Source organism: Sulfitobacter sp. 1A15258, from assembly GCF_043557045.1.
Taxonomy (GTDB): Bacteria; Pseudomonadota; Alphaproteobacteria; order Rhodobacterales; family Rhodobacteraceae; genus Sulfitobacter; species Sulfitobacter faviae.
Window position 1 is genome coordinate 523,633 of the sequence record NZ_JBIFFK010000001.1, and the last position, 25,092, is coordinate 548,724.

Here is a 25,092-nt window from a genome sequence, read left to right on the forward strand (position 1 = left end):
TTCGGGTAACGTTACGGAAGTTTCACACCTACCCCCGCGCGGCGCGCGCCACTTCGGCCTCGCTCAGCCCGTATTTCCCGGCGAATTTCGCGCGGGCGGCCAGCAACCTCGGGTCATCGGGCTGCATCCCCAAGGTGCGGATGAAAGCCACCCGCTGCTGCTGTTTCAAAGCCTCGGTGTCGATATCGGTGCCCATGGCCCGGTCGATGATCTCCCCGCCCGGGCTGACGTGGAACCATTTGTTGAAGTCGCGAAAGTGATGCTGGTTGTGCAGCCGTGTGACATGCCGCTCCACCGCCGTTTTTGGCACCGTCAGATGCGCCGTCATGTGAAACCACTCATAGCCCAAAAAGGTCAGCACCCCGCCCAGAGGCACGATCGCCGTGGCGATCCAGATGCTGGTCTCGAACCCCAAAAGCGCCGCGATGCCCCAGACCAGAAGGAAGTTCCCCACGAGCATCGGCACCGCGACCCAGACCGGCACGAAGAACAGCCCGTGATTGGTCGGGAAATCATGGTGTCCGTAATGCGCGCGGTAAAGCAGATCAAAGGCCCACTGCCGCTTCGGCGGGGCAAGGTGAAAGACATGTCGGTGCAGGTTGTACTCATTAAGCATCTGCGCCGCGACCCCCAGCGGCACCAGCGCCCAAGACCACAGCGGCGCCCCCCAAAGCATCGCAACAAAGGCCACCACAGCGGCCAGCGCCATGAGCGACACGCCCGCATGGCCGAACATGATCTTGATCCGTGACATCCGTCTGACCTCCCCATCCTGCGCATCCGGTAGGCAAAACTGTAACAAATCCCCCGCCTGCCTGTCGCGCATGACGTTAGGTGCCCTTGGCCGCTTGACCTCCCCCCTCATTCCGGCCCACATCCGCGCATGACAAAATCGACCCTGACCATCGACCTACAAGCCATCGCCGACAACTGGCGCGCCCTCGACCGTATGACAAAGGCCGAGACCGCCGCCGTGGTCAAAGCCGACAGCTATGGGCTGGGCGCCGCCCGTGTGGCCAAGACATTGGCCGAGGCCGGTGCGCGGCAGTTCTTCGTGGCTCTGACCGAAGAGGGCGTGGCCCTGCGCCAAGCCTTGGGCGAAGGCCCGGTGATCAATGTCTTTTCCGGTCATATGCCGGGCGATGCAGAGGCGATTGCCGGTGCCGCGCTGACGCCGATGATCAACTCGACAGAGCAGCTTCTGCGCCAGCTAGAGACCCTGCCCGGCCATGCTTTCGGCATACAACTCGACAGCGGGATGAACCGGCTGGGGATGGAGCCTGCGGAATGGGCAGCCCTGCGCGACATCGCGCTGAGCCAGAACCCCAGGCTGATCATGTCGCATCTGGCCTGCTCGGACGCGCCGGATCACGAGATGAACGACGCGCAACTGCACAGTTTCCGCGACATGACCCAAGGGGTCGAGGTGCCGCGCTCGCTCTCCGCCACGGGGGGCATTCTGCTGGGGCCGGAGTATCATTTCGACGTCACCCGGCCCGGCATCGGTCTTTACGGCGGGCGCCCATTCACAGAGGCGCGACCAGTGGTTACCCTCGACGTGCCAGTGATCCAGAGCCGCAGCGTCACCCCCGGGGAGACTGTGGGCTATGGCAACACATGGACGGCGGAGAGCACCGTGACGCTCGCCACCGTGGCCGCGGGCTACGCCGACGGCCTTCTGCGCGCGATGGGCAATGCGACCGGCACCGCCTGTTTCCAGCATGAGGGTGTTACCCTGCCCATCCTTGGCCGCGTCTCGATGGACCTGATCACGGTGGATGTCTCTGCATTGGAGGAGGTGCCCGCGACCTTGCAACTGCTGGGGCAAAGCCAAGGCGTTGACGATTTGGCGGATTGGGCGGGCACGATCGGCTATGAGGTGCTCACCTCTTTGGGCGCAAGATATGCGCGAAACTACGCCGGTTAGGTCGGCGATTTTCCCCGCGTCGCAGCACGCCGCCGCGAAAGATGCTGCGCGACTCACTGCCATTTCCCCAGGGTACGCATCGTCCCTGCCCTGCGCTGCCGATCACGAAATTGCACTGCGCAGGCGCAAATAACTTCCGAAAAACCTGCGGTTGTGCCATAATCTCGGCAAAACTACGTTAAATCCTCAGCATAATCCCGCAGGGAATGGGAACAAAGAAGGATAAGGAGGCGTTGGTCGGCAGAAACTTGCTTAGTAGCTCTTCCAGGGGGGAGAAAGTATGTCCCAGCTTCGTTCCTTTGCCTACCTCATCCAATTCGCCTTTCAGCGGCTCGCCGTCGTGGTCTTTGCCCTCGCCGCGCTTGCCCTTACCGGGGCCAGCATCATGGCGGCCCTCGGCCTTTGGAATTGGATCAGCCTTGATCTGCAATACGCCGGTGAGCCTGTCGAAAACGCCGGGATGTACGCCCAACTGGCGCTGACCGTCCTTGCTGTGGGCCTGTGCTTTTTCCTGCCCACTAACCGCCGTGTCATGCAGCTTGAGACCTCGCACCGCCAATTCAATGTCGGCATGCAGGACGTGGCCCGCGCCTATGCCGCCGTGCACGCCGCCGACCGGGCCGAAACCTTTCAGATGAGCTCGGAATTCGATTCGGTGCGCGAACGTCTGGCCTATCTGCGCGATCATCCCGACCTCGCCACGCTGGAGCCTGCCGTGCTGGAAATGGCCGCTCAGATGAGCCACGTGGCCCGCGATCTGGCCGAAGCCTATTCGGATGAGAAACTGGCCCGTGCCCGCAGCTTCCTCAAGCAGCGTCAAGAAGAGGTCGAACTTTTCAACAGCCGCCTCGATCAGGCAAAAGCGATCTCGACCGAGATTAAACATTGGCTGCACGAAGTCGAACTCGAAGAAAGCGTCGCCGTGGCCCAGCTTGAGCGTCTGCGTGAAGAGATGCGTGAGATCATGCCCGAGCTTGGCCTTGAACGTGTGGTCCAGACCGAAACGCCCGAGCGCAAGCCCGAGACGACATCGCTCGACAATATCGTGATCGACCTGCCGCCCAAAGCCGCTGAGTAATGCCAGCGGCGGCATCCGGCCCATTGGGTTCCCCCCCGGGATCATCACCCAAGGGCCGGATGCTTTTCCTTTGACGCCATCGGGCACCTGCGCGAAAAGGGCCCATGGCCAAATCCTCCTCCAGTTTTTCCTGCGCCGAATGCGGCGTGAAACATTCCAAATGGTCCGGGCGCTGTGACGCCTGCGGCGCGTGGAATTCCATCGTCGAAGACAAAGGCATCTCCGCAGGGCCGCCCAGTAAATCCTTGGGCGCAAGGCGCGGCTCTGCCATTGTACTCACCGATCTTGCCACACAAGAAACCCCGCCCCCGCGCGCACAGTCGGGCATTGCGGAGTTGGACCGCGTGTTGGGCGGCGGGCTGGTGCCTGCTTCGGCGATCCTCGTGGGCGGCGATCCCGGCATCGGGAAATCGACCCTCCTGCTGCAAGCCGCCGCGCATTTCGCCAACTCCGGCCTCAAGACGATCTATGTCAGCGGGGAGGAAGCCAGCGCGCAGGTCCGCATGCGCGCGCAACGACTGGGCCTTTCCGAAGCGCCGGTGAAACTGGCCGCGGAAACCAACCTGCGCGACATCCTAACCACGCTTGAGGCCGAGCGCCCGCAGCTTGCCATCATCGACTCGATCCAAACCATGTGGGCCGACAACGTCGAAAGCGCGCCCGGATCGGTCAGTCAGGTCCGCGCCGCGGCGCATGAGTTGACCAGTTTCGCCAAACGCCGCGGGGTCGCCGTGATCCTCGTGGGACATGTCACCAAAGAAGGCCAGATCGCTGGCCCCCGCGTGGTGGAGCATATGGTCGACACCGTGCTCTATTTCGAAGGCGAGCGTGGCCACCAGTTCCGTATCCTGCGCGCGGTGAAAAACCGCTTTGGGCCGGCGGATGAGATCGGCGTTTTCGAGATGACGGGCGGCGGTCTGTCAGAGGTGATCAACCCCTCGGCGCTGTTCTTGTCAGAACGCGGGCAACCCTCCCCCGGTTCGGTTGTCTTTGCGGGCATCGAAGGCACCCGGCCTGTCTTGGTCGAGCTTCAGGCGCTGGTGGCCCCCTCACCCCACTCCCAAGCGCGCCGGACGGTGGTGGGCTGGGATTCGGGGCGTCTGGCAATGATCCTTGCGGTGCTGGAAGCGCGATGCGGAATTCCTTTCGCGGGGCTGGATGTCTACCTCAATGTGGCGGGCGGGATGAAGATCTCCGAACCCGCCGCCGATCTCGCCGTGGCCGCCGCAATCCTCTCGGCGCGGGAAGACGCGGCCCTGCCCGCCGAAACCGTTGTTTTCGGAGAGATTAGCCTCTCCGGTGCGCTGCGCCCCGCCAGCCAGACGGAAAACAGGTTGAAAGAGGCGCAAAAACTTGGTTTTACGAGCGCTATTGCACCGCGCGGCGGCAAGGCTGTGGGTGTGACCGGAATTGCGCTGAATACGATGAGCGATCTGACCGGATTTGTTGGCGAAATTTTCGGGGCGGGCTGATCCCCCCTTAGACGAGGGCGAGAACGCGCATGGACGGTTTTACCATTATTGACGGGGTGGTCGCGGTTGTCATCGTGCTATCGGCATTGCTGGCCTATGGCCGCGGGCTGGTGCGCGAGTTGATGGCGATTGTCGGCTGGATTGCAGCGGCTGTGCTGGCTTTTCTCTTTGCGCCGCAGGTCGAACCGCTGGTGCGTGAACTGCCCTATGTGGGCGAATTCTTGGCCGATAGCTGCGAATTGTCGGTGATTGGCGCTTTTGCGCTGGTCTTTGCCGCAGCACTGATCGTGGTCTCGCTCTTCACGCCGCTCTTCTCCTCGCTTGTGCACCGCTCGATGCTGGGCGGCGTGGACCAAGGGCTTGGCTTCATCTTTGGCGTCGTGCGCGGCGTGCTGCTCGTCGCGATTGCCTTCTTTGTCTACGACACTGTCATCACCGGTGAGCGGACCACCATGGTCGAAAACAGCCGCTCCGCCGCCGTATTCTCGCGCTTCACCGGCCAGATCGAAGAAAAAGACCCGCAAGAGGCGCTCGGCTGGATCACCAACCGCTATGAGGCGCTGGTGGGCAAATGTAGCGCCTAAGGCCTTCATAATCTCTTAACACAATCCTTTTAAACAGGCGGCCAGTGCATCATGGCCGCCTGTTTTGCGTTTGGGCTTGGCAGGTTACGGGAGCCGCCTCCTTGGCTGGCAATGCGGCGCTTTATCCTGCCTCATGCCCCCCGCAGGCGACATGCGGGGTGACAGCCGCTTACGAAGCCCCTACATAGGCAGCGACCTCACCCGGATTCGGAGTTGCCCCGTTGTCCAAGCACATGCCGCCCGCCCATCCCTTTGACACTTCCTATCTGCGCGACAGCGGAGATGAGGATAAACTGAAGGAGGAATGCGGCGTCTTTGGCGTGGTTGGCGTTGCCGATGCCGCCACTTTCGTGGCCCTTGGCCTGCACGCCCTCCAGCACCGTGGACAAGAGGCTGGCGGTATCGTCAGCTACGATCCCGCCGCCGGTTTCCAATCGGCCCGGCGCTTTGGCTATGTCCGCGACAACTTCACCTCGCAGGATGTCATGCAAACCCTTCCCGGCGAGCTGTCCATCGGTCACGTTCGCTATTCGACCTCCGGCAACAAGGGCCCCACCGCGATCCGCGACGTGCAGCCCTTCTTTGGCGAGTTCGCCATGGGCGGGGCCGCGATTGCCCATAACGGCAATATCACCAATGCCAACGCCCTACGCCGTGAGTTGATTGAACGCGGCTCGATCTTTCAGTCCTCGTCGGACAGTGAGTGTATCATTCACCTGATGGCGCGGTCGCTACAACAGAACATCCCCGAGCGGATGGAGGATGCGCTGCGCCGAGTCGAAGGGGCCTTCTCTGTCGTGGCGATGACGCGCACCAAACTGATCGGCGTGCGCGATCCGCTGGGCGTGCGCCCGCTCGTGCTGGGCCGTGTCGGCGATGGCTGGGCGCTAAGTTCGGAGACCTGCGCGCTCGACATCATCGGCGCGGAATTCGTCCGCGAGATCGAACCCGGCGAGATGGTGGTGATCACCGAGAAAGGGGTCGAGAGCCACTTCCCCTTCCGCCGTGTCGCCTCGCGTTTCTGTATTTTCGAACATGTCTACTTTAGCCGCCCCGACAGCATTCTCGGCGGTCGCTCGGTCTATGAAACGCGTGAGAATATTGGCCGCGAACTGGCCAAGGAAAGCCCCGTGGAGGCCGATCTCGTCTGCCCTGTGCCTGACAGCGGCACCCCGGCGGCGATTGGCTATAGCCTTGAATCCGGCATTCCCTACGCGATGGGCATAATTCGCAACCAATATATGGGCCGGACCTTTATCGAGCCGACCGAGCAGATCCGCAACATGGGGGTCCGCCTCAAGCTCAACGTCAACCGCGCGCTGATCAAGGGCAAGCGGGTGATATTGGTCGACGACTCGGTGGTGCGCGGCACGACCTCGCGCAAGATCAAAGAGATGATCCTCGACGCGGGCGCGAAAGAGGTGCACTTCCGCATCGCCTCCCCCCCCACGGCTTGGCCCTGTTTCTACGGCGTCGACACCCCGCAGCGCGAAAAGCTGCTGGCGGCGACCATGTCCGAGGATGAGATGCGCGACCACTTGCAGGTCGACAGTCTCAAGTTCATCTCGCTCGACGGTCTCTACCGCGCGGTGGGCGAAGACGAAGGCCGCAACGCCGAGTGCCCGCAGTATTGTGACGCCTGCTTCTCTGGCGACTACCCGGTCACCCCTGCCGATCAGGTTAAGGAAGGCTTCCAGATGAAGCCCGCCGCCGAGTAACCCGCCAGACGGATCAAACCAAAGCAAAGGCCGCGCCCGGTTCCCCGGACGCGGCCTTTGCTTTTCCGCATTGCGCGGAGCCGCTTAATTCTGTGCCGCAGGCTCCGCCGCGTCATTGGCGCTCTCGGTTGCGTCATCCACGGCATCGCTGATCGCCTCCCCGGCGGCATCCACGCTGCCCGCGATTGCATCGGCGGCGTCTTCAGCGGCGTTGGTCATATCTTCGGCCACCTCGGGCGCATTGATCGCCTCAGAAGCTTCGATGGCCACTTCCTGCGGCCCCTTGCCGGTGAAAAGCATATAGCCCGCCAGCGCAATCAGCGCCGCCACGACCAACCAGACCAGATTCTTCATTCCATTCCCCTTAATCTACGCCCCGCGAGGTTAAAGATTTCCCCCGGGGCCGCATAGCCGTGAATTGCGCCACAATCGCCCCAGATCAAGGGTAAATCGCCCCAAACCCCACGCATAGCGTGATTTTGCGACTTGAAGATGGCCCCACGCGGGTTTACCTTGCATTCTCGAATTAGGTAACAATCAAAGGACCATCACCATCGCTCGCAGACCTCATAACGCGCCGCCCCAACGTGACACCGGCCCGCGCGTCAACGACAAGATCCGTGCCCCCGAAATCCGCCTGATCGGTGCCGATGGCGAAAACGTCGGCGTTGTCTCGCCGCAGCGCGCCATGGAAATGGCCGATGACGCCGGCCTCGACCTTGTTGAAATTTCGCCCAATGCCAAGCCGCCCGTGTGCAAGATCATGGATTTCGGCAAGTTCAAATATGAACAGCAAAAGCGCGAGAGCGAAGCCCGCAAGAAACAGAAGATCATCGAGATCAAAGAGGTCAAGTTCCGTCCCAATACGGACAAGAACGACTACGATGTGAAGATGCGCAATGTCTTCAAGTTTCTTGAAGGTGGCGACAAGGTGAAGGTTACCCTCCGGTTCCGTGGCCGTGAGATGGCGCACCAGAACCTCGGTCGTGAGCTTTTGGAGCGCGTCGCTGCCGACACCAAAGAGATCGGCCGGGTGGAGAACTTCCCCAAGATGGAAGGCCGCCAAATGGTCATGGTGATCGGGCCCCTGCCCAACAAGTGATCAGGCTCAATCGGGCCCGCATGACGGGCCCGACTGGCACATTCGCCATCCAATAACGTAAAACGCCCCCGGATCGCTCCGGGGGCGTTTTCTGTTTGGGGGCGTGGTTTGCTTAGCGTAGCAGACCGGTAATGTTGCGCACCACGGCACGACGGTTCGCGGGTTCCGCCGACGTGGTCGGCACGCGCAGCTGGCTCTCGCCATAGCCTTGCGTGATCAGGTTGGCGGGCGGCACATCAAAGTACTCGGTCAGCGCCAGGGCCACGGTCTCCGCGCGGCGGTCCGACAGGGCGAGGTTATAGCTCGCATCGCCAACCGCATCGGTGTGACCTTCGACCAGGATCACGGTGCGCGGGTCCTTCTGGATCAGGTCACGCAGTGTGGTGCCGATATTGGCAAGCGCGCGGGCCTGTTCAGGCTGGATCGCGGCGGAGCCGGTGGGGAAGCGCACGGCATCAAGTTCCAGTTCCGGCGCGAGGGAGCGTACCTCACGGATTTCACGCACCTGACGCAGGGAGAATGTCCGCCCCTGATCGTTGCGCATCTCAGCTTGCAGCGCCTGACGGAGCGCGGCTTCGTCTTGGGTGCTGGCGCGCTGTGCTTGCTGGTTCTGCTGAACCTGCGGTAGATCGTTCACGACAACTTCGCGCTCTTCCACGAGGTCATCGACCAGCACATATTCACGGCCCTGCGCATCGAAGTTCGTCCGGCGCAGCACGGTGCCATCGCGCGAGCGGATGGTCTCGACCCGGCTTCCGTCACTTTTGGTCACGATGGTCCGGGTAGAGCCGTCGTCGAAAGTCTGGGTCTGCACCTCGTCACCGGGGCGGCGGAGCAGAGCGTTATCGTCCTTCAGCACGCGCAGCTCGCCGGTGTCGTCCTGCACGACCACACGGTCACCGGAGCGGCTGACGATTTTCTCACCATTGTTCAGAACCGAGCCGACAGCCACGGCCCCAAGGCCGAGGAGCAGCGCTTTTTCGAAGTCCGACATCCCGCTGTCGTCGTCGTCGGCGGCGGCGGCATCGGCTTCGCCTGCGGCAGCCACTTCGGTCTCGAAGTCTTCGTCCGAACTGCGCACGTCTTCTTCGGTCACTTCCTCGGTCACTACTTCGGCGTCCGCCTCGTTTTCGGCGGCAGCGGCGGCGGCGGCGGCAGCTTCACGCTCGGCGCGGCGTTGCTCACGGCGCTCTTCGCGGCGTTCGGCACGGCGGGCTTCGCGGCGCTCTTCACGGGCTTGGATCTGCTCTTCGGTCAGACCGGCGTTGTCTTCCTCGCCGACCGCTTCGCCGCTGGTTTCCGCTTCCATTTCGGCGTCGGTCTCTTCCGAGGTCTCGACCACAGTCTCATTGTCTTCCGCGTCAGTCGCAGCTTCGGCGTTTCCGTCGGTTTCTACGTTCCCGGTCGCCTCAGCATCAACTTCAGCGGTCGCTTCGGCTTCAGCTTCCACGTCCTGCGCAGTCTCAGCCTCAACGTCTTCGTCGATCTCGGCCTCGGCCTCTTCCTCAACCTCGGCTTCGCTTTCCTGCTCGGCTTCAACTTCCGCTTCGGTCTCAACCTCTTCGTCGACTTCAACCTCGCTCTCAGCCTCGGCGGTCATTTCGGCTTCGGCCTCCGCTTCCGCTTCGCTTGCGGTTTCCTCTGCCGCCTCGGCTGCGGCTTCAGCCTGCGCCTCAGCTGCGTCGGCGGCCTCTTCGGCCTGTTCGGTCACGTCGTTCACAGCAGCCGCGGCCGCCTCACCCGTCGCTTCAACCGCGCCGGTCGCCTGATCCAGCAGCGAACCCGCCTCGGCTTCGGTTTCTGCCTCGGCCTCGACCTCTGCTTCACCTTCGGCTTCGACTTCCGCCTCGGCCTCACCGCTCAGCCCGGCCATAACACGAAGCTCTTCGGCACTTTCTACCGTCTGATCGTCGAATGCGCAGGGGAATTCGGTCGCTTCGCCCACGGGGCCGCATTCATTCAGATTTTGCTCCTGCGCAAAGGCGCCATGCGGGAAAGCCAAGGCAAGGCTCAGACCCAGCGAAGTCGTAGATCTCAGTAGGTTTTTCATGTTCACGTCCTCATCATTACGGGAACGCCGTTCGGGCAGCGCTTGTCACCCAACGCATGATGGGGGCGCTGGTTCCGCTATCCAATATCAAGAGCTTACCCCATGAAAATACCGCGCCCCCTATAAGGACGCGGCAAAGGTTTACGCTGCTGTTATCGGCTATCAGGCGATGGCGGCCACAGCGCGGCGGGTCATCACGCCGCACAGATGGGCGCGGTAGGCGCCGCTGCCGTGCAGATCGCTGATCATGTCACCCGCGTCGAGTGTCAGCCCCTCCAAGGCTTCCGGCGCGAACCGTTCCGACAGGGCAGTTTCGGCTTCACTCCAGCGGAAGACACCGTCGTTCGACGCACCCGTGATCGCCACGCGCACCCCATCGCCGAGGCGCGCGACATAGGCCGCGACCAGCGGGAAGCGCGAGGCGGGCTGGATGAATTTCTCGTAATGCGCGGCCTTAGGAATGGGGAAACGGACGCCGGTGACGATCTCCCCTTCCTCCAACGCGGTGGTGAACATGCCTTGGAAATAGTCATCCGCGGCAATCTCGCGGCGGTCGGTCTCAATCGTCGCGCCACTGGCCAGAGCGCCCGCCGGGTAGCAGGCAGAGGGGTCGTTATTGGCGAGCGATCCGCCGATGGTCCCCCGGTTGCGCACCGCCGGGTCGCCGATCCGTGCGGCGAGGCTGGCGAGCGCCGGGTAGCTCTCCGCCGCCTCGCGCATGACCGTGGCATGGGTCGTGCCGCCACCGATCCACAGCGCGCCATCGCGCATCTCAACCCCTTTGAGCGCATCGATCCCCGCCAGCGACACCAGAACCGAGGGCATCGCCAGCCGCGCCTTCAGCGTGGGGATCAACGTCTGACCGCCGCTGAGCGGTTGCGCATCCTCCTGCCCCAAAGCCTTGACCGCATCCGCCACGCTGCTGGGGCGCTCTACTTCGAAATCATACATCTTTCATCCTTCCCAGAGGCCGCCCGAGCGTCGCCTCTTTTCTCAAACCAATCTTCAGCAGGCGCTTAGCCATTCATCGCCTCCCAGACCCGCGCGGGGCTGACCGGCATGTCGATATGGCCGATGTCCTTCCCGCCCGAGCGCATGGCGTCGAGCACCGCGTTAACCACCGCAGGCGGCGAACCGATGGCCCCTGCCTCCCCGCAGCCTTTTACCCCCAAGGGGTTGTGGGTGCAGGGCGTCTGGCAGGAGTGATCCACGTCATAGAACGGCAAATCGCTAGCGCGCGGCATGGCGTAATCCATGTAGGACGCGCTGAGGAGTTGGCCGTCTTCATCGTAAGCGCAGTTTTCCAAAAGCGCCTGACCGATGCCTTGGGCCAAACCGCCGTGGACTTGGCCGGTCACGATCATCGGGTTCACCACATTGCCGAAATCATCCGCAGCGGTGAAACGTTCGACAGTGACATGGCCGGTTTCAGGGTCCAACTCGACCTCGCAGGCATAGGCCCCCGCCGGATAGGTGAAGTTCGACGGGTCGTAAAAGGCGGTTTCCTCAAGCCCCGGTTCGATCTCTTCCAACGGGTAGTTATGCGGCACATAGGCGGCAAGCGTCACATCGCCCCACGCCACGGATTTATCCGTGCCCGCGACGCTAAAGGCCCCATCCTTCAACTCGATATCCCCTTCCGAGGCTTCGAGCAGGTGGCTTGCGACCTTCTTGGCTTTGGCGATGATCTTTTCGGTCGCGCGCACCATGGCGCTGCCGCCCACCGCGAGCGAGCGCGAGCCATAGGTGCCCATGCCCATCGGCACCTTGGAGGTGTCGCCATGGACAATCTCGACCATATTCTCGTCGATGCCGATCATATCGGCCACCACCTGCGCGAATGAGGTCTCATGCCCCTGCCCGTGGCTGTGGCTGCCGGTCATCACGACCAGCCCGCCGGTGGCGTTAACCCGGACCGTGGCGCTTTCATACAGCCCCGCCCGCGCCCCGAGTTGGCCCACAAGGTTCGACGGTGCAATCCCGCAGGCCTCGATATAGCAGTTCACGCCAAAGCCGCGCAGCTTCCCCTTCGCCTCACTCTCACGGCGCCGCGCTTCAAAACCCGCGTGGTCCGCGATCTCTTCGAGCTTGTCCATCGTGGCGTTGTAATCGCCCGTGTCATATTCCACCGCCACCGGGGTGGCATAGGGAAACTCCGTCACGAAGTTCTGGCGGCGCAGTTTGATCGGGTCGACCTGCAACTCATGCGCAGCCGTGTCGATCAAACGCTCCAACTGATAGGTCGCCTCGGGCCGACCGGCCCCGCGATAGGCATCTACTGGCACGGTATTGGTAAAGACCGCCTTAACGTTCACGTAGATCAGCGGCGTTTTGTAATTCCCCGCCATGAGCGTGCCGTGCAGCCAGGTCGGCACCGAAGGCGCGAAGGTCGACAGGTAGGCCCCCATATTGGCATAGGTATCGGTGCGCAGGGCGGTGAAGTTGTTCTCAGCATCCAGAGCCAGCTCGATCTTGGTCACATGGTCGCGGCCATGGGCGTCGGACATGAAGGCTTCCGACCGGCTCGAGGTCCATTTCACCGGACGCCCCACCGCCTTGGCCGCGAAAGTGCAAAAGGCCTCTTCCTGATAGTGAAAGATCTTGGTGCCGAAGCCGCCGCCCACGTCAGGTGCCACCACGCGCAGCTTGTGCTCGGGGATGCCCAGCACGAAGGCGCCCATCAGCAGGCGGATCACATGCGGGTTCTGGCTGGTGGTATAGAGCGTATGCTCCCCGTCCGAGCGGTTGTAATCGCCGATGGCGACGCGCGGCTCCATCGGGTTGGCGACGAGGCGGTTGTTGACCAGTTCCAACGTGGTGACATGGGCGGCCTCGTCAAAGGCTTTGTTCACCGCCTCCTTATTCTCTTCCACGAAACCCCAGTCGTAGCAGAGGTTGCTGGTCAGGTCGTCATGCACCTTGGGCGCATCGTCTTTCACCGCGTCTTTCATGTTCACCACGGCGGGCAACTCGTCGATATCGACGACAATCGCCTCGGCGGCGTCGCGGGCCTGCGCCAGTGTCTCGGCCACCACGGCGGCGATGGGCTCGCCCACATGGCGGACCTTTTCATGCGCCAGCACGGGGTGTTTCGGCTCCTGCATGGGTTGGCCGTGTTTGTCGGTGATCTCCCAGCCGCAGGGCATCCCGCCCACTTCGGCGAAATCCGCGCCGGTGAAAATCTTCAGCACGCCGGGCATGTCTTCGGCGGCAGAGGTATCGACCCCGGTCAGCCGCCCATGGGCCACATCCGAGCGCAGGAAAAATACATGGGTCTGGCGGCGCAGGTTGATGTCATCGGTGTAGCGCCCCGACCCGGTGAGAAAGCGCACATCCTCCCGCCGTTTGCTGCTGGCCCCAATACCGCTCGTCGGTTCAAAATCCTTTGGCATAATATCCTCCCGTTTGGTGGCGGTGCGGATGCACCTGATCCGTCACGCGGGTTCCGGTTCTGGCGGTCCTCCCTCCGCCATCACCGGTCTGCTCAGCGCGACACTGCTTCCAACGTTACTCTGCCGCCAGCGCGCTGACCTCCTGGCCGCTGGCCGCCATGATCGCTTTGACGATATTGTGGTAGCCGGTGCAGCGGCAGATGTTGCCGTCAAGGTAATGGCGCACCTCGGCCTCCGAAGGTTTCGGGTTTTCCTTGAGCAGCGCCGCTGCCGACATCACCATGCCCGGCGTGCAAAAGCCGCATTGCAGCCCGTGGTGATCTTGAAACGCTTGTTGGATGGTGCTGAGCGTGCCATCGGGGGCCGCCTGCCCTTCAATGGTCTCGACCTCGGCGCCATCGGCCTCGACCGCGAACATGGTGCAGGCTTTGACCGCATTGCCGTTCACATGCACCACGCAGGCGCCGCATTGGCTGGTGTCGCAGCCCACATGGGTGCCAGTCAGTTCCAGATCATCGCGCAGGAAATGCACCAGCAAAGTGCGGCCCTCGACCTCTCCCGACGCGGGTTTGCCGTTCACGGTCATCTTGACCTGTGTCATGTTCTTCCTCCCAGTCTGACGCTTGTTGAGATCAGTTAAGCACGACAAGCCCTAGTTGAGAACATATATTTTCCTAAGGTTTTTCCTCAGCCGTTGCCCGCGCTTTTGCCGGGGTTGCGCGGCTGCGGGCGCGTGGGGATCTCTTTCAGCAGGCCGCCCACCCCCATCGCCGCGATATCCGCGCTGGTGACGGGAATGCCGCAAACCAGCCGCGACAGCACCCAATCGGCCCCGTTGAGCGCGGGCGAACGGGCGCAGCCCGGCAGGCCGATCACGGCGCGGGCGCCAAGTTGGCCGAGAAAGAGCAGATTGCCCGGATCGACCGGCATGCCAAAGCGCGTCACCTCGCCCCCCGCCGCGCGCAGGGCGGAGGGGGCCACGTCATTGATGTCCGAAGTGGCGGAGGCGGTGAGGATCAGGACCAGATCGGTCTCAGCCGCGGCAATCGCCTCGGTCAGCGGGGCGCTGCGATGGGGGACGGTTACGACATCGCGAAGGGTCACATTAAGCGCCGTCAGCCGCCCCTCCACCGCGGCGCGGCCCTTGTCCCCGGCGCCGCCGGGCACGTCTGTGATGATCAGCGTGGCATCGCGCAGCAGAGGCGGCGCAAGGCGCAAGGCGCCCTCTCCCGCCGCCGTGCAGGCGGCCACGACTGTGCTTTTAGGCAGGGCGTAGGAGATGATCTTGATCGTCGCCACCATGCCGCTCTCGCCCATCTGCTGATAGGGTGGCACGGTGGCCAGCGTGATCATCGGGTCCACCGCATTGACCGCCTCAAGCGCCGCGCGGTCCATCACCACCACCCCCGGCCCATCGGCCAGCAGGTTCACCCGCCCGGTGAAGGGTTTCGACATCCGCAGCCCCGCACCGCAGAGGCTTTCGGCCAGCCGCGCGGCGCCTGCGTTCTCGTCAATATCACCGGGGTCGAGCCGGGCGACGATCACCTCTTCGATGCCCGCGCCTTCCAGTGCTGCGATATCCTCTTGGGTCAGCACGCGGCCCTTGCGCAGCCGCCCCTTTTCAACCGCAACGGAATGGGCCAGCGTCGCGCCCAAAGCCGCGCTCAAAGGGACCGGGCCAAACCTCATGGGCGGCGCAGGCTTTGGATCATCTGGGCAAGGATCGACACGGCGATCTCAGCCGGGCTGGCCGCGCCGATATCAAGGCCGACCGGCCCGTGGATACGCGCCGCCTGCTCTGCCGCCACACCTGCTTCCGCCAGCCGATCAAGCCTGCTGGCCTGCGTCCGGGTCGAGCCGAGCGCGCCGATATAGAAAGCCTCGGACCCGAGCGCCACATGCAGCGCCGGATCGTCGAGTTTCGGGTCATGGGTCAGCAAGACCACGGCGGTGCGCGCATCAACCCCGATCTCACGCAGGGCGGCGTCGGGCCAATCGTTCACCACTTGGCAATCGGGGAAGCGGGCGGGTGAGCCGAAAGCCTCCCGCGGGTCGACGACGATCGGAGCGAACCCCGCCTCTGTCGCCATGCGCACCAGATGCTGCGCGATATGCACGGCGCCCACGATCACCAGCCGCAGCGGCGGATTGTGGATGGCAATGAACCGCCCGGTTTCATCCTCCACGCCAGAGCGGTCGCGGCGAAAGCGGTCCTCATGCCCCGCCCCTGTCAGCCGACGGTCGCTGCCGTCCAACGCCACCTCATAGGCCACCGGCTTACGGGCCGCGCGCCGTGCCACCAATTCGCGCAGCATCTCAAGGCTGAGCGCTTCCGGCCCCACCGGCTCCACCAGCACCTTGATCGTGCCGCCGCAGGCCAGCCCCACGGCAAAGGCGTCACCATCGCTGACGCCATATTCCAACAGCCGCGTGCGGCCGTCCTCCAGCGCCTCCAAAGCCTCGACCACCACGGCCCCTTCGACGCAACCGCCCGAGACGGACCCCATCATCGTGCCATCGCCCGCCACGACCAGCTGCGCACCAGCGCGCCGGGGGGCGGAACCCCATGTTTCCACCACTGTGGCAAGGGCCACAGGCTGTCCGGCCTCGGCCCAGTCGAGCGCTTGTTCGGGGATCCGGTCCATCGGTTGTCCTTTCAACGTGAGGGCGCAAAGTGTGTCGCAATAGGGGCAAAGGTCAATGGCCGATCCGGCCTTCGGCTTCGCCTTGCACGCCATGGCCTGCGGCACTACATCTAGCCCAAGCACTCACAACAGCCGGAGCCACCCCATGCCCATGCAAGCCAGCGAAATCGAAGACCTGATCCGCGCGTCCTTTCCGGATGCCAAGATCACCGTCGAAGGCAATGATGGCGTGCATATGGCGGCCATGGTCGTGGACGAAAGCTTTCGCGGCATGAACCGGGTCCAACAGCAGCGCGCCGTCTATGCGGCCCTCAAAGGCAAGATGGACGGGTCAAACGGCGAATTGCACGCGCTGGCGCTTACCACCCGGACCCCGGACTAATCATGTGGGGCTGGGTCGCTGCGGCTGTCGTGGGCGGGATCGCCGCCACCGCCTAGGCCCAGCACCGCGCCCGGCGCGGCCAGCATGTGCCGCTGTCGCGGCGCCAGCCACCCCGGCCTGAGACCGGCAAGGTGCCGCTGGGGATGGAGGCGCTGGATTTGGATGCCGTGGCCCGCACCGCGCGGCGCAACGAAAGCCTAGAGCGCGGGCATACGAATTGGACCAAGAAACGGGGCGGCTTTTTCCTTGGTGGGGCCGAAGTTGAGGTCAAACCCTGGGCCGACGACGAAACCTATGCGCGGCGCTATCACGCTGCGTTCAAGAAACCAGATACGAAGGACAAATGACATGAGCGATGCCGCAAGCCAGATCAAAGAACAGATCACCAAGAACGACGTGGTTCTGTTTATGAAGGGCACCAAAGAGATGCCGCAGTGCGGGTTCTCCAGCCGCGTGGCCGGGGTGCTGAACTACATGGGCGTGAACTACAGCGACGTGAACGTGCTGGCGGATGAGAACCTGCGTCAGGGGATCAAGGATTTCTCCGACTGGCCGACCATCCCGCAGCTTTACGTCAAAGGCGAGTTCGTCGGCGGCTGCGACATCATCACCGAGATGACGCTGTCGGGCGAATTGGACACGCTTTTCGACGAAAACGGTGTCGCTTTTGACAAGGAAGCCGCCGATAAGATCCGCGAAGCCAACGGCTAAGCCGGGCGCCCGCGTCAAACAAAACACCCCGGAGCGGTTTCGCGCTCCGGGGTGTTTTTGCATCTAAGGCCGGACGGCGCCTCAGTCTTCGATGGCCGAGATCATATCGACACGGCGGCCATGCCGCCCGCCTTCGAATTCGGTGTCAAGAAAGGCATCAACGATCTCAAGCGCGAGACCGCCGCCGATCACCCGCGCGCCCATCGACAGCATATTCGCGTCATTATGCGCCCGGATCATCTTGGCCGAGAAGGTATCGCTGCACACGCCGCAGCGGATGCCCTTGACCTTATTGGCCGCCATCATGATGCCCTGCCCCGTGCCGCAGATCAGAATGCCCAGATCGAATTCCCCCGCCGCGATGCGCCGTGCGGCGGCTTCGCCATGTTTGGGGTAATCTGTGCTTTCCGCCGTGGCGGGACCGATGTCTTCAACCGTGAACCCGCGTTCGGCCACATGGCGCGCGATGTCTTGGCGCAGGGCGATGTCGGCGTGGTCACTTGAGACGATGATGCGGGGTTTGGTGGTCATCTGAGGGCGTCCTGATTTTGCGTCATGGAGGGTCGCCCCGTTGGGGCGCGTTAGCTGGTCGCGCCGCAGGGGCGCGTTTCGCGCCTCCCAGAGCATATTGCAGCCCGCGCCGCAATCCCGCGCTGTTAGTCCTGAGGCAAACAGTCGCTATAAATCGGGGTCACCCCGTCGCCCGCCCCTGCCCGCCAAGCCAGCGAAGCACGGCCCTGATGCTCCCACCACTCATAGCCCGCACCGTCCGAAGGCCAGCCATAGCGCGCGCCAGAGGCGGACGGCAGGCGGCGCAACTGGATCAACCGCCCCTCGACATAGAGCACTGCCACGCCCGGATCGGCACCGGGCACATAGACCACCGGCACCGAAACGCCGCGCTCACAAATGTAGGTAACGGCGGAGGTTTCGGCGCCCGCAGGCGCGGCCCAGAGCAGCGCGCAAAGGGCTGCCCTGAGGACCCGGCTCATTTGCCCGCCTTCTCCTCAATCTCGGCGGCCAGCGCCTCGGCCCGGGCGGCGATTTCGGCAAGGGTGTCTTTCACCCCCTGCGGCACCACCGGCACTTCGATCCGCTCAGGCTCGACCTTGACGTTGCGCAGGCTGGTGAGTTCGGCCTCACGCTCGGCCAGTTCCGCGCGCAGCTCGGCGATGCGGTCCTCGACGCTGGCGGTCTTGTCGGCCAAAAGCAGGCCCGCCATCAGCAGCATCCGCGCCTCGGGCATGCGGCCCACCTGATCGCTCAGCACGCGGGCTTCGTCGTCCAGCATCTTGGCGGCGGCTTGCAGATAGCTTTCTTCACCTTCCTGACAGGCGACCTCGAAATGGCGGCCGCCAATGGTGATCCGTACCTCGGGCATCAGTCGGCCCCTCCTGACTTGGGTTCTTCTTCGGCGCTGTCGTCTTGCGCAGCGCTTTCGGGCGCGGGCGCTTCGGCTTTGGCCTCTGCCCCCGTTTCATCCGCAGCTTGAACTTCCGGCTCGCCTTCTTCGACCAAGGGGGCCAGCGCGGTCAATACCGCGTCGATCTCGGCCATCTCGATCGCGCGGGTGGCGCGCAGGCTCTCCAACTCTGCAATCACGGCGGTGTCGACCAGTTTGGGATCGGCCAGCCCCTCCGCATTGGCCAGCCGCAACTGCTCGCAAGCCGCCGACAGCTGCTCATTCGCCTGACGCAGACGCTGCACGTCCATATCAAGCTGGGTCACCCGGTCGTTGTTGAAGTCCATCTGCGCGCGCAGGTCGTTCAATTCGTCCTGATGGCTTTCCTTCAGCGTCTTGACCCGGTCGGTCAGCTGAGCGTTGGCTTGCCGCTCCTCTTCCAAGGCCTGCACGATATCCTCATCCGGTTCTGCGGGCGCGGCGCTCAGCCGGTCCACCCCCTTCGCCATCTGGTCCATCGCGGCCGTGATGCGGCGCTGATAGTCTTCAAGTTCACTCATCCGCATGAATTCTCCTCACTCGTCCTGCTCTCTCGGCGGCGTTTTCGCCTGCCGTGCCCCGGGCTGCGCCCTGTTGCGGCGGCCCGTCCCGCAGATAGCGCGCGCCCCACCCAATGTCACGCGCGCGAATCGCCCGTATCAGCCGGTTTTCGCAATCCTAGCCAAAGCGCGCTCAAATTGCGCCCCCCTTTCGTTTCAGCGACTTGAGCCGCCAAGTTCACTCTCGCCCCCGCTACGGGCCGCCCCGGACCCGCCCGCGCACCCCAGTTGTGCTTGAACTTTGCCCCATCGCTGGTATGCACGAGCCCAATCTGCCACAGCCCCAAAGGAAGCCCCCGTGGATCTGACAGCCCTTGCAAGCGCAAACCCCGACCACTGGTCCAAGGCCACCGCCATTCGCGCGCTGACCCTCGATGCCGTGGCCGCCGCCAATTCCGGCCACTCCGGCATGCCGATGGGCATGGCCGATGTGGCCACCGTCCTCTTTGAGAAGCACTTGAAGTTCGACGCGTCCAACCCGCTTTGGCCCGACCGCGACCGCTTCATCCTGTCGGCGGGCCACGGCTCCATGCTGCTTTACTCGCTGCTGCACCTGACGGGCTATGAGCAATTTCCCATCGAAGAGTTGAAGAACTTCCGCCAGATGGGCGCGCGCACCGCGGGCCACCCGGAGAACTTCCTCGCCGATGCGATTGAGACCACCACCGGCCCGCTGGGCCAAGGCATCGCCAATTCCGTCGGTTTCGCCATGGCCGAAGAGATGCTGCGCGCGCAATACGGTGCAAAGGTCGTGGACCATTACACCTATGTCATCGCTGGCGACGGCTGCCTGATGGAAGGCGTCAGCCAAGAGGCAATCACGCTGGCGGGCCGTCACAAGCTGAGCAAGCTCATCGTGATGTGGGACAACAACAACATCACCATCGACGGCCCCGTCACCCTGTCGGACAGCACCGATCAGGTCACCCGCTTCAAGGCCGCAGGCTGGCATGTGATTGAGATCGACGGCCACAACCCCGATGAAATCGACGCCGCCCTGACCGAAGCGAAATCCACTGACCTGCCCTCGATGATTGCCTGTAAGACGCATATCGCGCTCGGCCACGCCGCGCAGGACACCTCGAAAGGCCACGGCGCGCTGACCGACGCCGACCAAATGGCCGAAGCCAAAGCCGCCTATGGCTGGACCACCGGCCCCTTCGAAGTGCCCGCTGACGTGAAATCCGCTTGGGAAGAGATCGGCAAACGCGGCGCCGATGCCCGCCGCGACTGGGAAGAGCGTTTCGACAAACTGCCCCGCGCCAAGCGCGAGACCTTCAATCGTGCCCTCGCCCTCGACGCGCCGAAAAAGATGAGCGCGACGGTCAAGGCCTTCAAAAAGCAGATCACCGAAGGCGCGCCCAAGATGGCGACCCGCGCGGCAAGCGAGAAAGCCCTCGAAGTGCTGAACCCGATCCTGCCAGAAACCGTTGGCGGCTCGGCTGACCTGACCGGTTCGAACAACACCAAGACCAGCGATCTCGGCATCTTCGACACCGACAACCGAGGCGGGCGCTATGTCTACTGGGGCATTCGCGAACACGGCATGGCGGCGGCAATGAACGGCATGGCGCTGCACGGCGGCCTGCGCCCCTATGGCGGCACCTTCATGTGTTTCACCGACTACGCGCGCCCCGCGATGCGTCTGGCGGCCTTGATGCAAATCCCCACGGCCTTCGTCATGACCCATGACAGCATCGGCCTTGGCGAAGATGGTCCGACCCACCAGCCGATCGAGCATCTGGCGATCAGCCGTGCCACGCCCAACACCTACGTCTTCCGCCCCGCCGACGCGGTGGAAACCGCAGAGGCTTGGGAGATCGCCTTTACCGCGAAAACCACGCCGTCGGTGCTGTCGCTGACCCGTCAGGGCCTGCCCACCGTGCGTCTGGAGCACAAAAACAACAACCTCACCGAAAAGGGCGCCTATGTGCTGGCCGATGCCGAGGGCAAACGTCAGGTGATCCTGATTGCCACCGGCTCTGAGGTGCATGTCGCATTGGCCGCGCGCGAGCTGCTCCAAGCCGAAGGCATTGGCACCCGCGTCGTCTCCATGCCGTGCATGGAACTCTTCGCCGCGCAGGACGAAGCCTACCGCAAGCGCGTCCTGCCCGGTGGCGCCGTGCGCGTCGGGATCGAGGCCGGTGCCCGTCAGGGCTGGGACCAGTGGCTCTTTGGCGAGCGTGGCAAATACGGCAAAGCCGATTTCGTCGGCATGGACCGTTTCGGCGCCTCTGCCCCGGCGGAAGAACTCTTCGAGCGCTTCGGATTCACCGCAGAGAACGTGGCAGAGAAGGCCAAAGCGCTGCTCTGAGCCAAAGTTCACAAGACGTCAAAAAAGGGGGCGACGGTTCATCCGTCGCCCCCTTTTTAATGCGCCAACTAAGGTCGCCTCCTACACGGCGGCCTTGTGGAATACCTTGCGCCAGATCGGCGTCACGATCTTTTCGCCGATCGGGATCAGAACAAGACCAAGCGCCAGACCAAAGATCCCGTCAAACCCTGCCGTGGTGATCCATTCGACAGCCCCTTGGAACTGCACTGGTACCGCATGACCAACAGTTACGGCGATTTCATGAATCCATTTGTAAGGTGCGGCATAACCCATCTGCTCCAACCCGTGGATGATAATCGACCCACCGACCCAAAGCATGGCCGCGGTCCCGACAATGGTCAGCAGCTTCAGGAACCCCGGCATCCCGCGGACCAGACCGCGGCCCAAGCTCCGCGTCAGGCCAAACCGCCCCCGGTTCGCCATCACAAGCCCCACATCATCCATTTTGACGATCAAGGCGACAGCGCCATAGACCGCCACGGTGATCATGATCGCCACCGCCGCAAGCGTCGCCGCTTCCATCCAAAAGTTGCTCTCCGGGATCGCGGAGAGAGCGATGGTCATGATCTCCGCGGACAGGATAAAGTCAGTCTTGATCGCGCCTGCGGCCTTCTTCTCTTCCAGCTGCGCAGGGTCTTCGACCACCTTCTCCTTATCGGGATAATCCTCATGTCCATGCCCCCAACCAAGCGCATGGGCGACCTTTTCGGCCCCCTCGAAACACAGGTAAGCCCCGCCCAGCATCAAAAGCGGCGGGATCGCCCATGGCGCGAAATTCGCCAAAAGCAGACCTACGGGCAGCAAATAGACCAGCTTGTTGCGCAACGATCCTTTGGTGATCCGCCAGATCACCGGCAATTCACGCTCGGCCTTGAACCCATGCAGATATTTCGGCGTCACGGCGGCATCGTCGATCACCGCGCCCGCGGCTTTGGAGCCCGCCTTGGCCGCTTGCCCGATCACGTCATCCACGCTCGCCGCTGCAACCTTGGCGATGGCCGCCACGTCATCCACAAGTGCCAGTAAACCGCTCATTCCATGCCCCTTTTTGCGTGCTGCATCCGAAGTAGCATGTGCAGCCCATCTGGCAAGTCCGAAGCCGCTGCGACCTTTACCGCTAACATGTAAGTTTAACGCTAACATATGGAAATCATTTGGTTTTGCCCCTTTCCCCTGACCGCCCCTGCCGGATATAGAACCCGCGACCCCGACATACGGCCCACCACGCGCGCGGCCCGAGACAAGGAATGCACCATGACCATCAAAGTTGGCATCAACGGATTTGGCCGCATCGGCCGCTGCACGCTCAGCCATATCGCGGCCTCGGGGCGCGATGATATCGAGGTGATCAAGGTCAACGCCACCGGCCCGCTCAGCACCGCGGCACATCTCATCAAATACGATTCCGTCCATGGCCGCTTCCCGGGCGAGGTGCAGATCGACGACGGCTACATGAACCTCGGCCAAAACGACATCGAGATGATGTCGACCTACAACCTCGAAGAGCTCGACTGGTCCGGCTGCGACGTCGTGCTGGAATGCACCGGCAAGTTCAACGACGGCAACAAGGCCAATGTGCACCTCGAAAACGGCGCCAAACGCGTGCTCCTCTCGGCGCCGGGCAAGAACGTCGACAAGACCATCGTCTATGGCGTCAACGATGACCAACTCGAAGTCTCCGACCGGATGATCTCCAACGGGTCCTGCACCACCAACTGCCTCGCCCCGCTGGCCAAGGTGATGCATGAGGCCGTAGGCATCGAAAGCGGCCTGATGACCACGATCCATAGCTACACCGGCGACCAGCCGACGCTCGACCGCCGCCACAACGACCTCTATCGCGCTCGCGCCGCCGCCATGGCGCTGATCCCCACCTCCACCGGCGCCGCCAAGGCTCTGGGCGAAGTGCTTCCCGCGCTGAAGGGCAAACTCGACGGCACCGCAATGCGCGTGCCCACGCCCAATGTTTCCGCTGTCGACCTCACCTTCCAGGCCAGCCGCGACGTGACTGTTGAGGAAATCAACGCCGCCGCCCGCGCCGCCGCCGACGGCCCGATGAAACGCGTGCTGGCCTACGACCCCGAGCAGAAGGTCAGCATCGACTTCAACCATACTGAGGAAAGCTGCATCTTCGCCCCCGACCAGACCATCGTCGTCGCAGGCCGCACGGTGCGCGTGCTGGGGTGGTACGATAACGAATGGGCCTTCTCGGTGCGCATGGCCGATGTGGCCGTGGCCATGGGCAAACTGGGCTGAGGCTTGCACGGCGGGGATGTGCCTGTAATATCAGGCCATTCCCCGGCCGGAGCCACACCATGACCAATCCCATCGCCATCGTGCTGGCCCTCGTCATCGCCGGGGCGATGGCGGTCGACCTCTATGTCTATGGGGCCGACCATATGATCTATCTCGGCAAGAAACTCTTCGCGCTGATCGAATGGATGGCCTTCTGGCGGTAACCTTCCCCCAATCGCTCGCCCCCATAGCCAAAAAAAGACGCGGCCGCCAATCAAGCGCCACGCCCCTCCCCTTCATCCTTTTAAAAATACCTCGCAGAACCACGCCTCACGCGGCCCACTCACCACTCCAAACGCTACCTCTGCGAAAACCGCTCAATCAGCACCTTATTCACAGCCGGCGTCACGAATTTACTGACATCCCCATCCAACCGCGCGATCTCTTTCACCAATTTGCTGGCAATCGCCTGATGAGTGGCCTCGGCCATCAAGAAGACCGTCTCGATGGAATCGTCCAACTGCCGGTTCATGCCGACCATCTGGAACTCATATTCGAAATCGGACACGGCGCGCAGGCCGCGCACGATAGTCTGGGCCCCGACATCGCGGGCGCAGTCGATCAGCAGGTTCTCGAACGGATGCACCACGATCTCGACGCCGGTCTCTTCGGCAAGTTGCGCGCATTCCGCTTCAATCAAGGCGACCCGTTCTTCGAGGGTGAACAACGGCCCCTTGTCGCGGTTGATGGCCACGCCGATCACCAGCCGGTCGACCATACGGGCCGCGCGGCGGATGATGTCGATATGCCCCAGCGTGATCGGGTCGAACGTACCGGGGTAAAGGGCTATGCGCATGTAATTGTCCTGCGTATCTGCTGCGTTGCGGCACAGCCAATCATTTCACCGCCCCAAGCGCAAGTCGGTTAGCGGTAGCATTGCCCCGCCGTCAGTCGGCGGGGATCACAGTTCAAAGGCCGCTTCAGTGGCCCATGATCATGCCTTCAAGGGCCTGTTTCTCCATCGACAGCTCTTGCAATTGTGCTTTGACCACATCGCCGAGCGAGATCAGCCCCACCAGTTCGCCGTCCTCAAGCACCGGCATATGGCGGAACCGCCCATCGGTCATCTTTTGCAGAACCGCGTCGGAGCGGTCGTCGCGGCTACAGGTCACCAATTTGCGGGTCATGAGGGTTTCGGCCGCCTGCTCCAGACAGCCCGCGCCTGAGCGGCCCAGCTCGCGCACGATGTCCCGCTCAGACAGGATCCCATCAGGCGTCTTGCCATCGGCCGAGATCACCAGCGTCCCGATCCGTTTCTCGGCCAGCATCGCCGCCGCCTCGGAGATCGCCAATCCGGGTTTGGCCGTCACCACCTTGTCATCGGGCTTGGTCTTGAGAATCTGCGATACGAGCATCTGGCGCCTCCTTGGGTACAGGGCAAAGTCACCTCCAGCGTCACC

General features: G+C 63.1%; 27 protein-coding genes. 12 read left to right on the plus strand and 15 right to left on the minus strand.

Annotated features, from left to right (window positions below):
* Positions 1–28 precede the first annotated feature (28 nt).
* A complete protein-coding gene (locus tag ACGYK9_RS02635; protein WP_394408245.1) occupies positions 29–754 on the minus strand; it encodes a sterol desaturase family protein in 726 nt (241 codons plus the stop codon).
* 129 nt (positions 755–883) lie between these two features.
* Between ACGYK9_RS02635 and alr the strand changes: the two genes are divergently transcribed.
* The 5 genes from alr (at position 884) to purF (ending at position 6,779) form a co-directional block, all read left to right on the plus strand.
* Positions 884–1,927 carry an alanine racemase gene (alr, locus tag ACGYK9_RS02640; RefSeq protein WP_394408248.1) on the plus strand — a complete coding sequence of 348 codons (1,044 nt, stop codon included), beginning with the start codon at positions 884–886 and terminating at the stop codon, positions 1,925–1,927.
* Between the two features lie 280 nt (positions 1,928–2,207).
* The gene (locus ACGYK9_RS02645; RefSeq protein WP_394408251.1) at positions 2,208–3,005 is read left to right on the plus strand and encodes a DNA repair protein; all 798 of its coding nucleotides are present in this window, start codon (positions 2,208–2,210) and stop codon (positions 3,003–3,005) included.
* A gap of 104 nt (positions 3,006–3,109) precedes the next feature.
* Positions 3,110–4,477 carry a DNA repair protein RadA gene (gene radA / locus ACGYK9_RS02650; RefSeq protein WP_394408254.1) on the plus strand — a complete coding sequence of 456 codons (1,368 nt, stop codon included), beginning with the start codon at positions 3,110–3,112 and terminating at the stop codon, positions 4,475–4,477.
* A 29-nt stretch (positions 4,478–4,506) separates the two neighbouring features.
* Complete coding sequence (locus ACGYK9_RS02655) at positions 4,507–5,061, plus strand: CvpA family protein (RefSeq protein WP_067268241.1); 555 nt, start codon at positions 4,507–4,509, stop codon at positions 5,059–5,061.
* Between the two features lie 233 nt (positions 5,062–5,294).
* A complete protein-coding gene (purF, locus tag ACGYK9_RS02660; RefSeq protein ID WP_394408964.1) occupies positions 5,295–6,779 on the plus strand; it encodes an amidophosphoribosyltransferase in 1,485 nt (494 codons plus the stop codon).
* 84 nt (positions 6,780–6,863) lie between these two features.
* Here purF and ACGYK9_RS02665 read toward each other — a convergent pair whose 3' ends face one another.
* Entirely contained in the window at positions 6,864–7,133 is a 270-nt protein-coding gene (locus tag ACGYK9_RS02665) for a hypothetical protein (RefSeq protein ID WP_271687103.1), read from the minus strand.
* Between the two features lie 199 nt (positions 7,134–7,332).
* On the opposite strand from ACGYK9_RS02665, the gene infC reads away from it, so the two are divergent.
* Entirely contained in the window at positions 7,333–7,881 is a 549-nt protein-coding gene (gene infC / locus ACGYK9_RS02670; protein WP_209217843.1) for a translation initiation factor IF-3, read from the plus strand.
* 112 nt (positions 7,882–7,993) lie between these two features.
* On the opposite strand, the gene ACGYK9_RS02675 is transcribed toward infC, so the two are convergent.
* From ACGYK9_RS02675 to ACGYK9_RS02700, 6 genes are all read right to left on the minus strand, one after another.
* Positions 7,994–9,931, minus strand: coding sequence for an OmpA family protein (locus ACGYK9_RS02675; protein WP_394408257.1), 1,938 nt, complete (start codon positions 9,929–9,931; stop codon positions 7,994–7,996).
* A gap of 162 nt (positions 9,932–10,093) precedes the next feature.
* Positions 10,094–10,882, minus strand: coding sequence for an FAD binding domain-containing protein (locus tag ACGYK9_RS02680; protein WP_394408260.1), 789 nt, complete (start codon positions 10,880–10,882; stop codon positions 10,094–10,096).
* A 65-nt stretch (positions 10,883–10,947) separates the two neighbouring features.
* Positions 10,948–13,323: a xanthine dehydrogenase family protein molybdopterin-binding subunit gene (locus ACGYK9_RS02685; protein WP_394408263.1), complete on the minus strand. Its 2,376-nt coding sequence runs from the start codon at positions 13,321–13,323 to the stop codon at positions 10,948–10,950.
* A 115-nt stretch (positions 13,324–13,438) separates the two neighbouring features.
* Positions 13,439–13,924, minus strand: a complete 486-nt coding sequence (locus tag ACGYK9_RS02690; RefSeq protein ID WP_067268228.1) for a (2Fe-2S)-binding protein — start codon at positions 13,922–13,924, stop codon at positions 13,439–13,441.
* 86 nt (positions 13,925–14,010) lie between these two features.
* Positions 14,011–15,012 (minus strand): molybdopterin-binding protein, encoded by a 1,002-nt coding sequence (locus ACGYK9_RS02695; RefSeq protein ID WP_394408265.1) that lies wholly within the window; start codon positions 15,010–15,012, stop codon positions 14,011–14,013.
* Positions 15,009–15,968: an XdhC family protein gene (locus ACGYK9_RS02700; RefSeq protein WP_394408268.1), complete on the minus strand. Its 960-nt coding sequence runs from the start codon at positions 15,966–15,968 to the stop codon at positions 15,009–15,011. Before ACGYK9_RS02700 ends, ACGYK9_RS02695 begins: the two co-directional genes overlap by 4 nt.
* A 145-nt stretch (positions 15,969–16,113) precedes the next feature.
* Between ACGYK9_RS02700 and ACGYK9_RS02705 the strand changes: the two genes are divergently transcribed.
* The 3 genes from ACGYK9_RS02705 to grxD all read left to right on the plus strand — a co-directional run bounded on the left by ACGYK9_RS02705 (position 16,114) and on the right by grxD (position 17,061).
* A complete protein-coding gene (locus ACGYK9_RS02705) occupies positions 16,114–16,350 on the plus strand; it encodes a BolA family protein (protein ID WP_067268222.1) in 237 nt (78 codons plus the stop codon).
* An 86-nt stretch (positions 16,351–16,436) separates the two neighbouring features.
* Entirely contained in the window at positions 16,437–16,697 is a 261-nt protein-coding gene (locus ACGYK9_RS02710; protein WP_394408271.1) for a hypothetical protein, read from the plus strand.
* Position 16,698: 1 nt separating this feature from the next.
* On the plus strand, positions 16,699–17,061 hold the full coding sequence (grxD, locus tag ACGYK9_RS02715; protein WP_394408273.1) for a Grx4 family monothiol glutaredoxin: 363 nt from the start codon (positions 16,699–16,701) through the stop codon (positions 17,059–17,061).
* An 81-nt stretch (positions 17,062–17,142) separates the two neighbouring features.
* Here the strand turns inward: grxD and rpiB are convergent, their stop codons facing one another.
* The 4 genes from rpiB to ACGYK9_RS02735 all read right to left on the minus strand — a co-directional run bounded on the left by rpiB (position 17,143) and on the right by ACGYK9_RS02735 (position 19,029).
* Positions 17,143–17,592 carry a ribose 5-phosphate isomerase B gene (rpiB, locus tag ACGYK9_RS02720; RefSeq protein WP_271691487.1) on the minus strand — a complete coding sequence of 150 codons (450 nt, stop codon included), beginning with the start codon at positions 17,590–17,592 and terminating at the stop codon, positions 17,143–17,145.
* A 125-nt stretch (positions 17,593–17,717) separates the two neighbouring features.
* Positions 17,718–18,053, minus strand: a complete 336-nt coding sequence (locus tag ACGYK9_RS02725; RefSeq protein WP_271691489.1) for an MliC family protein — start codon at positions 18,051–18,053, stop codon at positions 17,718–17,720.
* Positions 18,050–18,442, minus strand: a complete 393-nt coding sequence (locus ACGYK9_RS02730; protein WP_067268217.1) for a cell division protein ZapA — start codon at positions 18,440–18,442, stop codon at positions 18,050–18,052. Before ACGYK9_RS02730 ends, ACGYK9_RS02725 begins: the two co-directional genes overlap by 4 nt.
* Positions 18,442–19,029, minus strand: coding sequence for a hypothetical protein (locus ACGYK9_RS02735; RefSeq protein ID WP_394408276.1), 588 nt, complete (start codon positions 19,027–19,029; stop codon positions 18,442–18,444). The genes ACGYK9_RS02730 and ACGYK9_RS02735 overlap by 1 nt, the downstream gene beginning before the upstream one ends.
* 331 nt (positions 19,030–19,360) lie before the next feature.
* Here ACGYK9_RS02735 and tkt point away from each other — a divergent pair, with 331 nt between their 5' ends.
* A complete protein-coding gene (tkt, locus tag ACGYK9_RS02740; protein ID WP_394408279.1) occupies positions 19,361–21,376 on the plus strand; it encodes a transketolase in 2,016 nt (671 codons plus the stop codon).
* Between the two features lie 81 nt (positions 21,377–21,457).
* Here the strand turns inward: tkt and ACGYK9_RS02745 are convergent, their stop codons facing one another.
* Complete coding sequence (locus tag ACGYK9_RS02745; RefSeq protein WP_394408282.1) at positions 21,458–22,432, minus strand: DUF808 domain-containing protein; 975 nt, start codon at positions 22,430–22,432, stop codon at positions 21,458–21,460.
* A 219-nt stretch (positions 22,433–22,651) separates the two neighbouring features.
* Between ACGYK9_RS02745 and gap the strand changes: the two genes are divergently transcribed.
* Together gap and ACGYK9_RS02755 are read left to right on the plus strand one after the other, a co-directional pair.
* Positions 22,652–23,653, plus strand: a complete 1,002-nt coding sequence (gene gap, locus ACGYK9_RS02750) for a type I glyceraldehyde-3-phosphate dehydrogenase (RefSeq protein ID WP_394408285.1) — start codon at positions 22,652–22,654, stop codon at positions 23,651–23,653.
* A 59-nt stretch (positions 23,654–23,712) separates the two neighbouring features.
* Positions 23,713–23,856 (plus strand): hypothetical protein, encoded by a 144-nt coding sequence (locus ACGYK9_RS02755; protein ID WP_169306043.1) that lies wholly within the window; start codon positions 23,713–23,715, stop codon positions 23,854–23,856.
* 134 nt (positions 23,857–23,990) lie between these two features.
* On the opposite strand, the gene coaD is transcribed toward ACGYK9_RS02755, so the two are convergent.
* Positions 23,991–24,488, minus strand: a complete 498-nt coding sequence (coaD, locus tag ACGYK9_RS02760) for a pantetheine-phosphate adenylyltransferase (RefSeq protein WP_067265450.1) — start codon at positions 24,486–24,488, stop codon at positions 23,991–23,993.
* A 124-nt stretch (positions 24,489–24,612) separates the two neighbouring features.
* A complete protein-coding gene (locus ACGYK9_RS02765) occupies positions 24,613–25,047 on the minus strand; it encodes a CBS domain-containing protein (protein WP_394408289.1) in 435 nt (144 codons plus the stop codon).
* Positions 25,048–25,092: the final 45 nt, after the last annotated feature.